6 protein-coding genes are annotated in these 16,358 nt (G+C 40.6%); 1 reads left to right on the forward strand and 5 read right to left on the reverse strand.

The genetic code is table 11. The features are described 5' to 3' along the window. Positions 1-68: 68 nt before the first annotated feature. The 5 genes from PARA125_RS01445 to PARA125_RS01465 are packed head-to-tail and all read right to left on the reverse strand — an operon-like array spanning position 69 to position 7,168. A complete protein-coding gene (locus PARA125_RS01445) occupies positions 69-2,702 on the reverse strand; it encodes an ATP-binding protein (RefSeq protein ID WP_213156950.1) in 2,634 nt (877 codons plus the stop codon). A gap of 8 nt (positions 2,703-2,710) precedes the next feature. Further along, the gene (kdpC, locus tag PARA125_RS01450; RefSeq protein ID WP_213156951.1) at positions 2,711-3,277 is read right to left on the reverse strand and encodes a potassium-transporting ATPase subunit KdpC; all 567 of its coding nucleotides are present in this window, start codon (positions 3,275-3,277) and stop codon (positions 2,711-2,713) included. Then, on the reverse strand, positions 3,274-5,367 hold the full coding sequence (kdpB, locus tag PARA125_RS01455) for a potassium-transporting ATPase subunit KdpB (RefSeq protein ID WP_213156952.1): 2,094 nt from the start codon (positions 5,365-5,367) through the stop codon (positions 3,274-3,276). The genes kdpC and kdpB overlap by 4 nt, the downstream gene beginning before the upstream one ends. Positions 5,368-5,373: 6 nt before the next feature. After that, on the reverse strand, positions 5,374-7,065 hold the full coding sequence (gene kdpA, locus PARA125_RS01460) for a potassium-transporting ATPase subunit KdpA (RefSeq protein WP_213156953.1): 1,692 nt from the start codon (positions 7,063-7,065) through the stop codon (positions 5,374-5,376). Positions 7,066-7,078: 13 nt separating this feature from the next. Next, positions 7,079-7,168 carry a potassium-transporting ATPase subunit F gene (locus tag PARA125_RS01465; protein ID WP_213156954.1) on the reverse strand — a complete coding sequence of 30 codons (90 nt, stop codon included), beginning with the start codon at positions 7,166-7,168 and terminating at the stop codon, positions 7,079-7,081. Between the two features lie 347 nt (positions 7,169-7,515). Between PARA125_RS01465 and PARA125_RS01470 the strand changes: the two genes are divergently transcribed. After that, positions 7,516-16,356, forward strand: a complete 8,841-nt coding sequence (locus PARA125_RS01470; protein WP_213156955.1) for a DUF3638 domain-containing protein — start codon at positions 7,516-7,518, stop codon at positions 16,354-16,356. Positions 16,357-16,358: the final 2 nt, after the last annotated feature.

Here is a 16,358-nt window from a genome sequence, read left to right on the forward strand (position 1 = left end):
CTATGAAAAAAACGATTTATTTTTTTTACATAAGCAAATCCTTCTTTTTTGTCTCTTAATTTATTAAATTAAATTTTTACAGGGAGATAGAGAGAGAATTTTGCTCCTCTGGCGGGCAAATTTTCTACTTTTAGCTTTCCTTTATGCGCCTCAGCAATCGTTTTAGCAATGGCTAGCCCTAACCCCATACCAGAGCCAGTTTCTTCAGGCAAACGGAAAAATTTCTCGAAGATCGTTTCGAGTTGATCGTCGGGGATTCCTTTACCCTCATCTGCAACTGAAATGACAATATAGGAATCAGACTTTTTCGCTTCGACTTTAACCGTTGAGCCTGAGGGAGAATATTCAAATGCGTTGAGAAGTAAGTGATAGAGCAATATTTCTACCAAACAAACATCGAGGGAAATTAAAGGCAAGTGATCTTCAATATAAATATTCAAGGTGTGCCCTTTTTGCCCTTTTTTCACATTGAAACAGCATTCGTGAATTAATTCTTTGATATCTTGTAAGCTTAAATTTAAAGTGACGATCCCCTCACTAAGCTTTACCATGGCTAAAATGTGGGTTAATCTCTTAGAAAGAGTTTCGGCTGCCTCATCAATTTGGTGAATTTCTTTGCTTACTGGATTTCGAGTTTTTAGCATTTGAGCGGAAGCTTGAATGCGGGCTATCGGAATGCTAAATTCACAGGAAATTTTTTCTAAAATTGTCTTGTGAATTTTTTCGATTAACTTCAGCTGTTCGTGCTGCTTAACTTCTTCTTCCGAAAAAGTGCGCTCTAAATAAGCGGTTAATTGTCCGATGATAGTATAAATAAAATTTTTCTCCTCAAGAGACAAATTTTTTTGGGTCTCAGATTTGAAAACAAGCACTCCCACCATACGATGTAATCCTTTAAGAGGAAAATAAAGATTTCTGGCAGAAGGCAGCGTTTCGGTAGACCAACCAGCTTCTTTGCCATTTTCGAATACCCATCTAGCTGTATTCTTTTCTAACTCGTTAACTAATAGCTGATTTGAAGGATCGAGTTTTAACCCGTTTCCCAATTGCTTAACTAAGATCTCAAATTTCCCCTTAAAAAACCGCTCTAATTCTTCTTTAACTGAGTTAAAGATCTCTTGAGTGGTAGGTCCACTCCCCATTTTTTTTACCACATCATACAATAAACGGGTCATCGCTTCATTTTTTTGAAGCATTTCTTTGTGAGCCCTGGCCCGATCGACTAAAACTCCTGTCGATATCGCTGTAATCACATACAAAGCAACTAAGGCCATGTCTTCTTTTTTACTCATTTCGAAAACAAACAGGGGAGGAATAAAAAAAGCATTCCAATATACGGCAAATAGAAGGGAAGCAAAAATGACGGGCCCTTTAGTGAAAAATAAACTTAAAAGCAAAATTCCTAATAAGTAAATAATTCCTACTGTTTCATATCCAATAAAGGGAACGAGGAAAAAATTGGCTAAATTTAATAAGCCCGCCAAGCCAAATACCCAGATATAACTCATCCAAGGAACTTTAAAAAAGGGGAAAAAGCTGATTTTTTTTGAGTACGAGGCATCCTTATCTTTCCTTAAAATATGGATATCTACTTCTGGACATTCGGCTGCTAAAAGGTCAGGCAGAGAAAAATAAGTAGCTGTACCAAAGAGCTTTTTTTCCAAGGAGTGTCCCAAAAGAATTTGCGTAACGCCTCTTTGCCTAACAATGCTTTGAATGGCTTCTGAAAGACTGGGATTTTTTATTGTCACCACCTCTGCGCCTAGATTGCGGGCTAACTGCAAATTGTAGGTCAATTGCTGGATAGCTTGCTCATCTAAAATCCGATTATCATTTACATATAAGGCAATCCAGGGGGCATCAAAATGGACTGCCATACGGCATGCTCGGCGAATAACTTTTTGAGAGTAAGGGCTTGGACTAACTGCCACCAGAAATTTTTCTCTTGCACGCCAAGGGACACGCCGTTCACTGCTGGGCTCCATGTGCTGTAAATCTCGATCGACCTTATTTGCCACATATCTGAGAACAATTTCCCGCAATGCGGTAAGCTTGTCTTTTTTAAAAAAATTTTGAACTGCGAGCTTGGTTTGATCTTGAAGGTAAATCTTCCCTTCTTTTAAGCGTTGCAGCAATTCATCTGGGGTTAAATCCACAAGGTGAACAGAAGTGGCTTTTTCAATGATCGAATCTGGAACAGTTTCTTGAACCGCAATTCCCGTAATTCCCAGAACCACCTCTTTTAAACTCTCGATATGCTGCACATTTAAAGTGGTATAAACATCCATTCCATGCTCTAATATTTCGAGCACGTCTTGCCACCTTTTAGGATGCCTTAAACCTGGAGTGTTGGTATGAGCAAGCTCATCGACAAGTACCACCTCTGGTCTTAAATGCAGGATAGCATCCAGATCCAATTCCTGAAATTCTCGATTTCTATAAGCAATCATTTTTGCTGGGATCTTTTTCAAGCCTAATACCAAGGCAGAGGTCTCGCTCCTCCCATGTGTATCTACGCTCCCAATGACAACATGCGCCCCTTCTCTTTGGAGCGCATGAGCTTCTTTAAGCATCGTATAAGTTTTTCCTACCCCAGCAGCCATGCCCAAGAATATTTTTAGTTGGCCTTTATCTTTGCTCTCTTGCGCTTCTGCTATCTTTAAAAAATCTTCTGGAGGGGGGCGCTGCTCTTGCTCACTCATCGTGCTTCCTACCTCTCATCCAATACATCCAAAGCCTGATTAAGGAGAAGGACATTGACATGAGGTTCTCCTAAAATGAAAAAGCGGGGTGGGATGGTAAGTTCTTGAAGCAATTGAATCAGGCTGTTTTCAGCTAATCCTCTTGCTTTCGCCACTCGGGGGATTTGAAATCGAGCAACATCCAGGCTGATGTGGGGATCTATTCCACTTCCCGAAGTGAATAGCAATTCTGCGGGTACTTGGGAGGTATCCACTTGGTGGGCACTGGCCATTTTGCTTCTTCTTTCTTCGATCGTTTTAACAAGAATTTTACTAGTAGGACCTAACTGACTGCCTCCTGACGAAAGGGGATTATAGTCGACAGCAGAAGGACGCGGCCAAAAATAACGCTCACTTTCAAATTTTTGTGCAATGAGGAGGGCGCCTAAAGCTTTACCTTCCTCTCTGATGATTCCTCCGTTTGCTTTGTCTTGCATCCCCACTTGAGCAATGACTGTAATCATTAAAGGATAGAGGATTCCTAAAACCAAAAGCATCCAAATGAGCATCCGAAAAGCTTGAACAAAGAGATTCATACCCATCCTAAAAAAGTAATCGCCAAATCAATCAGCTTGATTCCAAGGAAAGGAACGATCATTCCCCCAAGTCCATAGATTAAAAGATTATTTCTCAATAAATCATGAGCAGATTGAGCGGTATATTTAACACCTCGCAACGCTAGGGGGATCAAGGCCACAATCACTAAAGTATTAAAGATTAAGGCGCTCAAGATTGCACTATGAGGGGATTGTAAATGCATGAAATTTAGGATCGACAAAGGGCCTTTTTGATTTGGAGCAGCCGCATATAAAACCCCGAATATCGCGGGGATAATGGCAAAATATTTGGCCACATCGTTGGCTATGCTAAACGTGGTCAAAGCCCCTCTCGTCATCAGCATCTGCTTGCCAATTTCAATAATTTCTATCAACTTAGTTGGATTGCTATCCAAGTCAATCATATTTCCCGCTTCTCGCGATGCCTGCGTGCCTGTATTCATCGCTACGGCCACATCAGCCTGGGCCAATGCAGGTGCATCGTTTGTTCCATCACCGGTCATAGCCACCAGCCTTCCCCCTGCTTGCTCTGCCTTAATTTTGGCTAGCTTCATTTCGGGAGTGGCGTCAGCGATATATTCATCTACACCTGCTTCTGCCGCAATAGCAGCAGCCGTCATGGGATTATCGCCGGTTACCATTACAGTGCGAACGCCCATTTTACGCATTTCTGCAAACCGTTCTTTAATTCCACCTTTGATGACATCCTTCAAGTGAACAATTCCTGCAATTTTATCTTGATCGCTTACTAATAAAGGAGTCCCACCTTTATGGGCGATCGATTGGATCCCAGCATCTAAGTGAGGAGTATATTTTCCACCTAAACTCAAAACGTGCTTCTTAATTGCTTCTACAGAACCTTTTCTGATTGAACGAAGTACTTTCCCTTCGTTATCTTTAAAGTCGATTCCACTCATCCGGGTTTTGGCAGAAAAGGGAATGAAAGTTGAGGCTCCTGCTTCAACGGTTTCTCCTCTCAGACTAAATTGATTTTTTGCCAAGATTACGATAGAGCGCCCTTCTGGGGTCTCGTCAGATAAAGAGGCTAGCTGTGCAATTTTGGCAAATTCTTTCTCCTCCATGTCTGTAGCAGGTAAAAAAGCTACAGCCATTCTATTTCCGATGGTGATTGTGCCTGTTTTATCTAAAATCAACAGATCGATATCTCCCGCAGCTTCCACGGAGCGTCCGCTTAAAGCGATGACGTTTCGTCTAATAAGCCGATCAATTCCCGCAATTCCTACAGCATTTAAAAGAGCGCTAATAGTTGTGGGAATTAGGCATACAAGTAATGCGGCTAAAACAGGGATAGTTAAAATTTGGGAAAGGTCTTGCTTTGCTGCATAGCTACTGTAGTCCCCAAACATTTTCAAGGAGCATGTCGCCAATAGAAAGACAAAGGTTAAGCCAGACAAAACAATACTTAAAGCCACTTCGTTGGGGGTTTTTTGTCTTTTGGCGCCTTCGATAAGATGGATCATTTTATCTAAAAAACTCTGTCCCGCATCTGAAACGACCTTAATTTTTAAACGATCACTTAAAACTTTTGTTCCCGCTGTCACAGCACTTCGGTCCCCTCCGCTCTCTCGAATAACTGGAGCGGATTCCCCCGTAATAGCAGATTCATCCACAGTGGCAACCCCCTCAATGACTTCTCCATCTGCAGGGATAAGATCGCCCGCCTCGCAAATCACCATGTCCCCTTTTTTCAACTGGTTACAAGGAACCTTAATTGCTATACCATTGCAATCTTGTTTGGCAAAGATCTCGGTTTTAGCTTTTCTTAAACTGTTTGCTTGAGCTTTTCCCCGGCTTTCTGCAATGGCCTGGGAGAAATTTGCAAAAAATAAAGTGAGCCACAGCCAAAGGGTGATTTGGAAGTCAAATCCCGTTAAGTTTCCATAAAAGAGTTGCGATAAAACATACAAAAAAGTTGCAAAGGCTGCTACGTACGTCACAAACATGACGGGATTTTTAATTTGCGCTTGTGGGGTAAGCATACATACCGCTTCTTTTAAGGCCTTAAATACCCCCTTTGCATCTAAAATATTTCCTTTTTTTGGTGGCATACTTCCTCAAAATGACATTTTTTGTAGCATTAAAAGGTGCTCTGCGAGGGGCCCTAAGGTAAGAGCAGGAAAAAATGTGAGCCCTCCTATAATCAAAATTATGCCTCCCAAAAGGATAGCAAATAATAAAGACTCAACCGAGAAAGTCCCCATTGACGGAGGAATGGCTTTTTTTTCTGCTAACAACCCCCCAATCGCTAGGCTGGGTAAGAGGGTTGAGCCTCGGCAAATCAACATGACCGTTCCCAGCATTAAATTATAATAGGGAGTATTTGCATTTAGGCCGGCAAAAGCACTCCCATTGTTTCCTGCAGCCGAAGAAAAAGCATATAAAATTTCAGAAAGCCCATGCGGTCCCTGATTTGAAATGCTGCTCAAAGCTGTAGGTAAAATGCTTGTAATCCCCGAACCGAGTAAAATCAAAGCACTTGGCGTCAGGACAGAAAGCATCACCCATTTTACTTCTCTTGCCTCAATTTTTTTGCCTAAGTATGCGGGCGTCCTTCCTACCATCAAGCCCGAGAGAAAAATCGTTAAGAGGGTATACATCAGCAGTGCGCATAAACCCACCCCGATTCCTCCAAAAATAAGTTCTCCTAGCATAAGGTTGAACAAGGCGCTCCCTCCGGCCATTGGAGAAAGGCTTGAAAGCATGGCATTAACAGAGCCGTTGGATGTTCCCGTGGTGGTTACGCTCCATAAAAGACTATTTGCAAGCCCGAAACGGGTTTCTTTGCCTTCCAAATAAGGTAAGCTATTCAAAAGGGGGTTTGCTAAATTTTCTGCATAAATAGACACGCCAAGACTCCCCATCCATAATGTCAACATCAGCGCATATAAGATCCAGGCATGCTTTTTAGAACTAATCATGAGGCCATAAGCATAAACTGTAGCAGCTGGAATGATCAATAAGGCAAACATTTCCAAAAAGTTGGTGAATGCCGAAGGATTTTCATAGGGATGGGCACTATTGGCGTTAAAAAATCCTCCCCCATTGGTTCCCAGCTGCTTTATAGCCACTTGCGAAGCAACAGGACCCAGAGGGATCATCTGCTTATTTCCCTCCAATCCAATTGTTTCCACATAAGGAGAGAGCGTTTGCACAACCCCTTCATTCACAAGAAAAATGGCAAAGAGGATAGAAAAGGGCAACAATAAATAGACAATCGTTCGAACAAGATCGCGCCAGAAATTTCCGACTGTTTTCTCCCCTTGGCGAGTCATTCCTCGCATCAACACAAGCAATGTGGCCATTCCGGTGGCAGCGCTTAAAAAATTTTGAGTGGTTAACCCCAACATTTGAGCCAAGTAGCCTAACGTGGTTTCTCCTGCATAAGATTGCCAATTGGTATTCGTGACGAAGCTTATGGCTATATTATAAGCCAGATCACCTGATATGCCTGAAAAATGTTGGGGATTGAATGGAAGAAAGCCTTGCATAAGCAAAAGAAAAAAAAGAAATAAAAAACCCCATAAATTAAACATCCCTAGGGCTTTAGCATATTCTTTCCAGGTCATTTCAAGTTGAGGATCCACCCCAGCCGCCCAATAACAGCTTTTTTCCAGCCATCCCAAATAACGCTTCACTACCGTTTTTTTATCGGAAAAAATATCCGCGATATAGTGCCCGAGTAAAGGAGTAACGAGAAGAAGGAGCGCTATAAATACGAGAATTTGTATCCCATCCAAAGACGACATGCCTGCTACCTTTTCAAAATTTTTCAGGGTGTAACACGGTATAAATCAGATAAACTAAAAGAAGCATGACAATAATGCCTGCGAAAATAAAATGGGTGGGCATACTTCCCCTTGAGATCAATATCGGCCTTAACGAATATGAATAACAATTCTGCTAAAAAATTGCAAAATTTTTTTATATATTTTACGGTTCAAAATGAAGGTTAAGAAATGCCTTACCATCCGTTTAATTAACCCTTAAATGCCCTATATTTCGATGATTAGAGCCCCTCTATACCCTATTCACTCCTTAATCCCTTAACCAAACAGATGTGAGGAATTAAGGCTTTTTTATTTTATTCGAAAATCTATTCTAACTGGCTGCTTTCCGGATTAGATTTTTCTTACTTTTAAATAAAAAAAATAAAAGTTATAATTTTTCTTTTTTTTTGTTATAAATTAAGGCTTTTTATGAAATCGGTCTCGCGCAAAAAAGATCACCTGAATGCTTCGTTAAATTGCATCGCTCCAACTGTCAAAAACAAAAACTTTTGGATTCGTCCAATAGTCCAAACTTGTTCAACTATTTCCCTTTACCTTAAGCGTATTTTTTATTTAATCCTTTATCGAGAGTGGCATAACAACCAAAGCGCCCTCAAAATTGTAAGGTATTACTCTTATAAGGCCAAAGCGGCAGAAAAAACCCCTGAAAAAATAAAAAAAGTCGAAGCAATTTTTCAAAAACTTTCGCTTTTAAAAAAAGATAAGCAGCTCAAATTAAAGGGTCTTAATCTTTCTTTGCTGCAAGCCAGCCAAGCTAATGAGGCAGGCGGAACAACGCTCAAATTTCCGCGCATAAAAAAAATGCCAACCATTACTGCGCGAGAACTTTTTCATATTCACGGCAATGCTTTTGGGGCAAATAACAATTCTCTTGAGGGTTCTACCCTCCAAACCACGCTCAGCTATTTGCAGCTTTTTTTCACAAAGCGCCAATCGCAAGGGCTACCCTGCTACGGTTTAACAGAGGATCATTTGCGCCAGCTTGCCGATGCGGTCGAACTGGCCCGCGATTTTAAAAAGCATAGCTTAGCCAAAATCACGACCGCCTTTGAACATCAAAAACGCTTATTGCTCCCGGGCGGATGGACGGGTTTACCTGCTGGCCATGCGATGTGCTATGAAATTATTCCCACCTCTTATCAACAAGCAACCGTGAGAGTCTTTAACCTAGGAGCCGGCTCTGAGAAGCATTTTCGTGCGCTTGTCGGAAATAAAGTTAAAACTCTACCTTATGTCGATTTTGTGGGAGTTTCGAAAGAAGCTCTCACCGATCCCCACACTTTACAAGCTCTCTACGAGCTTTTAACTTATGCTCTTCTTCCGGAAGATGAAAGCCAAAAAACAAAATATGGCACTGAAGATATTTATACCGGGATCATATCTTTATTAAAGCCAGATAAAATGAATTATCCGGAGAACCCTCCTGCCTTAGATTTGCTTAAAACGCCCCAGCGTGCCGGCGTTTGCAGCATGCGCTCACCCCTGGTTTTTCTATCCACATGCATGCCTAAGAAGGCTTACAAACAATTCATTTGCGATCTACGGATGCAAAGTCTGTGCGATTATATCAGCCAAGTGCAAGATAGAGCTTTGACAAATGCAAACTGGCGCTTATTAGAAAAATCGCAAACGAATTTAAGCAAAAGAATTGCAAAAAACCTAAAAAACTCTATTTTAGACGAGCAATATGCCCTGAGTTCGGCCGCCAAATTGACAAAAATTTCCCATTTCCTGAAGGGCAAAAGAGATCAGGCCTTGTGCTCTCAAACAGCTTCTGCAAATGATAATCCAGGTTTTGAAATAAGAAGTGTTCATCTTCCGAAGGACTTAAGTACTCCTTTACATCTGTTAGCGAATGAGCAAAATAAGCCAGTCTCCCAATCTTACTCCTTTGTATTTCATGCCGTTAATCAACTGGATTCAAAAGATTTAACTCGTTCGCTCCCCGTGCTTATCCAACTGGCTGAGGAGGCTAAAGGTAGACAAGAATATCTGGCTTTGCACCATGCCCTTATCCATTTTTTTTCAAAAATACCTGTATTAGACACTTACCAGCTCACTGAGACTGAATACAAACAGCTCCTCACGCATTTGGGCAAAATTTCCGAAACTTTCTTTGAAACGTGTTTTCGGGTACCCAACCCTGAACGAATTCATCCAGAACGCTTGAATGTTTTGCTAAAAATTTTATACATGCAAAAACGTCTGATAGGATTTGAGGGAAATTTAGATTTAGGCTGTTTACGTTCTTCCTCTCCAAAAGACTCTTTGCTACAACCATTTTTCTTTAAAATTCTCGACTTCGAATTGCAGCGAGAATTTTACAATACGTTAAGTTTTTTTGATTCCTCCGCCGTTGAACACTGTTGGGGGAAGATGAGGCTCGATTTTTATCCAAACGGCGCTTTTACAAATCAATTGCCCAAGCTTTTCCCAGAAATCTCAAAAGAGCTAGCTAAAGAAAATGCTCAGTTTCTCTGTTTAAATGAAATAGGGCAAGCTGCATGCATTTATGCCAGCGATAAGCTTCCTGAGTGGTTCAAAAGCTTTAGAAATACCCATTTATATTTTCTTTATCTAAGTCACGGAGAGGCTATCAATCCTCCTACAGATAAGCTAGATTGCTCTATCTCATTTGATTTAACACATTCTTCACACGAATCAATCGTTAAGTTTTCAATAAAAGGCATTTCTGAAGATAAATTTCAGGAGCCAAATTTTCAAAAAAATAAAGAGTATTTTGAAAATTTAGTAAGACCGATCCAAAACCCTGAATTAAAAAAAATTACCGACTCTTTTTTAACTCGGAAATATTCCAAGGAATCAGAATTACTGAGCGATCATGTGAATAAACATTTTGAGGGGGTTTCGGATGAGTTGTACAAAATGCTCCGCCATATCCATATTCATCCACATCTCCAAATTTCCGAAACGTTAGCCTATTTTGAAAAAAATCCTAGCAAACTACACGATCCCGATTACCAAGTTCTTTTAGAAATTTTTTTCTTCCAGGGAAAGCTGCTAGCCAAGGAAATACAACTTCAGGGATTTGTTGGCCTGCTTGGAAATTTTTTAAGGCGTAACTACCAATCTGCCTGTGATAAAAATGCTATTCAAACAGCTGTATTTATATTAAAAATGCGCCGTTTATGCCAAGATTATCTGAGAGATGATCCCATTTTTGGTTATGAGCATCCCCTCTATGCTGACACATTCGATGACTTAAAAAGCCTTCTACGCCATGAAAACTTATCGGTGGAAGAAAAGAGCGTGATCCATGCCGAAATTGTGTCTCTGTTGTCAAGAAAACAAGATTTAGACCAACAATCAATTAAAGATTTACTTATAGGATCTTGCTATCTTCAACGCTATCCTGTCCCTGTGAAATGGATGTGCCCGGAAACGGATAAAAATGTTTTAAGTGCCATTCATATTCACGCTTATTCTATCAAAGAATTTTTCCTGAAAAAGGAAAAAAAGGAAATTTCCGCCTTCCTCTCCATTCTTTTAAAAGAAGTTCTAGGCATGGAAGAAATAAACAATTGGAATGCAATACGACAACCGGGCGAATTTCCTTACTTTGAATCGAATGATGGTACAAGAATCCTATATCATCCTCTTATTTCCCGTTTTTATATAAAAAATGAAGAGCTTATTCTTCCCATTGAAATTAGAGAACATGTGCATTTTAGGCAGCTATTTGGATCAGTCAAAAGGGGAATCCAACGAGCCAATGGAATTTATGAATTGCATTTAACTAATGGAAACCCAACTTTCATTCGATTACAAAACCGGCAGCTCATTATAGAACAACAGCGCCATCAAAAATGGTATCGCTTTATCCCTCAAGAAAGCTTAAGGGATGAAAACGGAAAATCCTCCTTTTTTAGCCACCATTTAGCTCGAAATTTTCAGCACTGGCTACCCCTTTCAGACTCTTCTCAGCTAGATTTGGTTCATCCTCAAACAGGCAAAACAACCTACCAAGCTCACCTATCAAACGACTGTATAAACAGAATTTTTAATCTCGAACAGAAAACAGCTCTACATTCTCCTTCCGACCGGGTTAGACATTTTGAAAATAAAGACTATATCCAGGAATGGTATTCAAAAAAATGGTATTCTAAAAATATTTGCACCCAAATCGAATTACCTCGTTTTGGCTTAAATTTTGAGCGCTATCTTAAAACAGGTAAACTTGTTTGTAGCCTATTTAAAGAGCAAGGCTTTTATCTCGCTAAAAAACAATACAGCCCCTTTCTTGGTGCCTATAAAAATGCTTTAATCCTGAAAAATGCTCAGGGAGCAAGAAAAGTTGTAATTCCTTACCATTTTTTTAAGAAACAGGAAGATGATAAACTAGAATCCCTTAAGCCTAAATACAGTTTGGAACAAAATATTTCGAACGCACTTCCTTCGGGGCAAAAGTTTTTTACCTACGATGTGAATAAGGAGGGAGAACTAAAAGCGCTCTCCAAAAAAGCGAATTTTTTTCTAGCCTATGTGCTGGCTGGCGTGGGAGAATATGCGACGGCCGCTAAGTACTTGAAGAAATACGGGACAAAATTAAGTGCTTATACCGAAGAAGAAAAAGAACTGCTTCTGCATTTAACCACCTTAGGCGATCTGATTGGCGATATGGATGGCAATGCAGTTGCCTTGCGCCTCTATGCGCACTATTTACTCATTAAAAATGGCGCTGATCACAATCAACCTGTTACAAAAAATGCTCTTAGCTCCTTCCCTGCCTGCTATAACACTTACTTGATGAAATACCATCACGCCACAGAGCTTAAACTTAACCGATACGAGGAGCTTTTTGTGCTTAAGTATTTGCTCAAGCAAAATTATGATCCCCTGCAATTTGTGCGCTTAAACGAGCTTGATTCAGCCTACGCTCAAACTTACGTTATTCCGCCAAAAGAAAACCCTAAAAATAGCTTTTGTTCCCCACATTCTTTTAAGAGAATGTTTTCCTCAAAATTTTCTAAAGAACACAAAACTTTTGATATTCAAACAGCCTTAATCACGCAGATAAATGTTTATATCCAATCTAGCTTTAACCAAATTTACGAAATGGCGCGAAATGGCTCGCTGCAAGAAAAAAAGTGGCTAAAAGTGGCCTTGCAATTTTACAAAAATGAAAAGACAAATTGGAAAGCCCTGATTGAATGTGTGATCAATTTTGCTGAAAAATTTACCCCGTTTGAAAAAACGCAAGCATGGTGGCAATCGATGCTTGAAACTGCCGATCAACTTGCAAAAGATGCTTTAAACTCTGAAATAGCGAAAGAATGTCCCCCAGATATTCCCCATCTAACTCCTCCCGATTTTAAGCTAGATGTTGAACTTGAGAAAATCAGCGCTATTCACCCCACTTATGCAGTTCCAAAGCTGCCCTTGTTTAAAACAGAATGTGAAAGGGAAAAATGTTTCAAACAAGCTAAAATTCAAGAAACAGGGGATCAAAATCTAAAAAATTGGTTAGAAGCTGAGGCTCTTCACCCCAGTAGCCCAGAACCGCTCTATCACCAAAAATTCGCTCAACTTAGCCAAGAGCTCAAGCAATTTAAACCTGAGCAGCCCTTTCAATATACGTTGGATAAAAAAGGGATTAAATCCATTGAGCAAATTTTAAATCGCGGAAAAGCAGAAGCAAAAGAGCAGCTACAGCGACTAAAAGTTAAAATAGCCGAAATTGCCAATACACGTTCATCTAATGCCTTTCAGAAGGTTTTAGAGCAGCACTTGCTCTTAGCAGGAGAACAAAAAGCATTAACTTTAGATGAGCTGATGGTTTGTTTTGGAAGAAAGGATACCGCTAGTCTGCTCAAAAAAAATCCCGGCCTTGATGCGCAGGTGATTGAAACCTTATTTAAATTAGTAGGGGAATACCTCGCCATTCAAACCAAAGAGCAGCAAAGACAGCGGGCAAGCGCACTTCTCAAGCAGGCCAAAGCTTGCAAGCCTTCCGAGGAAAAAAAAGAACTGACTCAGCAGCTTGCCACAGCTTTGCTTGAAACTAGGCAATACAACCCTAACGCTCACCCAGCCTATTTGGTATTTGAATATTACGCCAATATTTGCTTGCGCCAAGCCCAGGTGCAAAAGCTCGCTAAGTTTTTAGAAGCAGGGGATCTAAACCCCATCATGGAAATGATTATGGGCTCTGGCAAATCCAAAGTGCTACTTCCTCTATTAAGCTTGTTGCGCGCCGACAGAAACACCTTATCCACCCTGATCGTCCCCACTCCTCTTTTCAAAAGCGTAGCCACTGATACCCAAACCATCCTCAGCGAGACCTTCGCCATGCCCTTAAGAGCTTTGCATTTCGATCGCAGCACCACCTTCTCAGTGCATTCTCTGCAAACTATTCTAGACGATTTAAGAAGGGTTCAAAAAGAGCGAGAATGTCTGATTATGACAAGCAAAAGCTTGGAATGTTTTATTTTAAAATTTATGGAACGGTGCCACTATTTTATTCCCAAAGGGGAATTTCCTGAGGAATTAAAAATCATGGCCGAGATTCTCTCCCTATTAGCAACAAACTCCCATCCCTTGATAGACGAAGCCGATACTGTTTTAAACGTCTTACATGAAGTGTGTTTCAGCATAGGGGAAAAACAAGCTCACAATAAAGATGCCATCGTCACCATTTCGCTTTTATTGGAATTGCTTTTCACCGATCCCGAGCTCAAAGCCCTCGGCCAGTTAGATAGCGATCCACAGCCAGACTCACAAGCGCCTATTTTTACAGAAGAGCTGTATCACCAAAAGATCAAAGCGCTGCTCGCGGAAAAATTTGTAGAACGTTTGGAAAACACCCTCTTTGACACAAATTCTACCACGCATAACATACAGAATTTCTTAAAATCGCTTGATCGCACCCAAAAGAACCTAGTGCTGGCGTATTTATGTCGCGAACCTTCCCATATTTTTTCGGCGCAAAATTTTTACGATGCTCAGCAAGACGATGTGAAAAATATTCTAGCCCTCGCAGCCGAAGAGGTCTCTAGCTTCCTGCCACATACCTTAAGTAAAGGGATTAATAAAAAATACGGTTTAGATCTTGAAAGCCAAAGTAGTATTGCCATCCCTTATAGTGCAGCTAATACGCCAAGTAAAGGCTCCCAGTTTGCCAATCCGTTCATCACCATGAACTACACTTTTCAATACTATGCCAAAGAAAATGTGAGCGAGGCCATTATCATGCAAGAGATTGAACGGCTTCAAATCAAAGCTATGCATGAGATGAAGGATAGTCCTCACTTAACTCTTGAAAAGACAGACGCCTGGAAAACGTTTTGCAAGATTAGAGGCCCTTTAACGACTCCCTTATTTAATCTCAATCAACTGCATATCCAGCAGCTCACCCAGCATGTGAATGCCAGCATCCCGCAAAAAAATACTTTTGTGATGCATGCCATCTTGCCTCAGCTGGAAATCTTTAGCCACAAAATCAGCTGCAATCCCCACAATTTAATTGGACTATTTAAAAAGAATCTCTCTGGCTTCACGGGCACGCTTTGGAATAGCCAAAGCATGCATTCTAAGCTTAATCCGGAAGCCGAAGTGGGCACCGACATTAAAACCATCAAACTTCTTCATCAGCATAGCTTAAACGAAGTGTATGTGATCAAAGAGGGCTCAACCGCTGAAATGCTTGCTGAACTTGAACGGCAAAAAATCAAATTTGATTTAATGAGCGATGCGGGAGGCTATTTTAAAGAAGGGGGAAATGCGGCGATTGCTAAAACGCTTGCCCGGAAAAATGGAAACCCGGTCGTGTTTTACAACCGAAAAAATGAGCAAGTAGAAACTGATGGGGAACGGGAGATTCCTTTAAACGAATCAAAAACCTCCCTAGATAAAAGGCAAACCTTCCTCGACCAAAGCCATACGACAGGAGCGGATGTCCCCCAAAAAATGGGGGCTATTGGGATTGTGACCCTCGATCAAAATATGTTGCTGCGCGATCTTTTACAAGCTGCTTGGCGCTTACGCGGGCTTGAAAATAAAGCCCAACGGGTAAAATTTGTTTTAACCGAAGAAGTGGAATCCATTATTCAGCAAAAGCTCCAGATTGCACATAAACCAACCTTTTGCGATATATTGCGCTTTACCATCCTTAACCAAGCTAAACAGCAAGGAAACGATAATTTTAAGGCCCTGAGGCAAGAGTTAGAGCAGGCTTTCCAAAGTATTCTGCTAGATGCTTTGATCGATATGACCTATTCCGAGGAAGAAAAAAAGCTGCTTTTTAATTACCTGCAAAAAACATGGATTCAAGAAGACAATGCTCCTCCAAAAAACCTATATGGAACAATCAGTAGAGAAGAAGATAGCACTTTGGTTCGTCAAACAGTTGAAAGAGATTACTTAGAAAAAATTCAAACTCTCTTTTCAAATTTTCCTTTCCTCGAGCAAAAGGGACTTTCCTGCGAAGTCATCGAAACTAGCATTAAGCAAATTTGTAAAAAGCATCAACACTCGCTTGCTGCTAAAGTTTTAGTGCCCATTCGCTCGATTGATTCTGATCAAACCGCAGAACGAGAACAAGAAACCGAAATAGAAAACGAACTAGAAGTTCAAGCACAGAAGGAAAGGGAAAATATTCAGCTTGGCCGTATTGAAAGCTTCTTAGGCATATTTCCCCTTAAAATGCTCGAATTGCATTTTTCGGCTATCCCAGGCGATGTTTTAAGTAGCAGGACGCCAATCCCTCGGCCTTATATGGCACCTTATTTTGAAATGAAAGATTATTGCCCTTATGATCCCATTTTGAAAGACTATGCCGAGGCATTTGAGGGAATCAGCATTTCCATCAATGCAATTGAGTGGTATGAAGTTCATCCGGCCATAAAAGATTTCAAATTATTAGGCAATCACCGTGTCCCTTTTCACTATGTCCAAGTGATCGAAGGCCAGGCTGTCATCCTGAGCCAAGATGACGTAAGGGATGAGAAAAACGAAAAAAATAATTTATATCGCTTAGGTCTAGGATATTATGATCAATCCCGTCCTGTCCCAAAGGACCTTCTCAAAAAAATCGTCAAAATTGAATTTCTGAATGGAGAATCCTCTTATTCGGAAGAAAAACAGAAAATTTTAAGAGAATGGTTTGCTGAACAAGGGGTGGAAAAAATGCAAATGCTCTTTCAAAAACACATTTTAGCAGGATTTCCCGATAAAACCGCTGCTTATGCCCATAGTCACTTGCAGAAAATTTTCCGGGAAATGTCTAGCTGACT

This window comes from Parachlamydia sp. AcF125, assembly GCF_018342475.1.
Classification (GTDB): domain Bacteria; phylum Chlamydiota; class Chlamydiia; order Chlamydiales; family Parachlamydiaceae; genus Parachlamydia.

What these genes read in the sequence shown, in the direction of transcription:
- PARA125_RS01465 (WP_213156954.1), bottom strand. Translation starts at nt 7,168, where the DNA reads ATGCCCACCCATTTTATTTTCGCAGGCATTATTGTCATGCTTCTTTTA.
- kdpC (WP_213156951.1), bottom strand. Translation starts at nt 3,277, where the DNA reads ATGAATCTCTTTGTTCAAGCTTTTCGGATGCTCATTTGGATGCTTTTG.
- kdpB (WP_213156952.1), bottom strand. Translation starts at nt 5,367, where the DNA reads ATGCCACCAAAAAAAGGAAATATTTTAGATGCAAAGGGGGTATTTAAG.
- kdpA (WP_213156953.1), bottom strand. Translation starts at nt 7,065, where the DNA reads ATGTCGTCTTTGGATGGGATACAAATTCTCGTATTTATAGCGCTCCTT.
- PARA125_RS01470 (WP_213156955.1), top strand. Translation starts at nt 7,516, where the DNA reads ATGAAATCGGTCTCGCGCAAAAAAGATCACCTGAATGCTTCGTTAAAT.
- PARA125_RS01445 (WP_213156950.1), bottom strand. Translation starts at nt 2,702, where the DNA reads ATGAGTGAGCAAGAGCAGCGCCCCCCTCCAGAAGATTTTTTAAAGATA.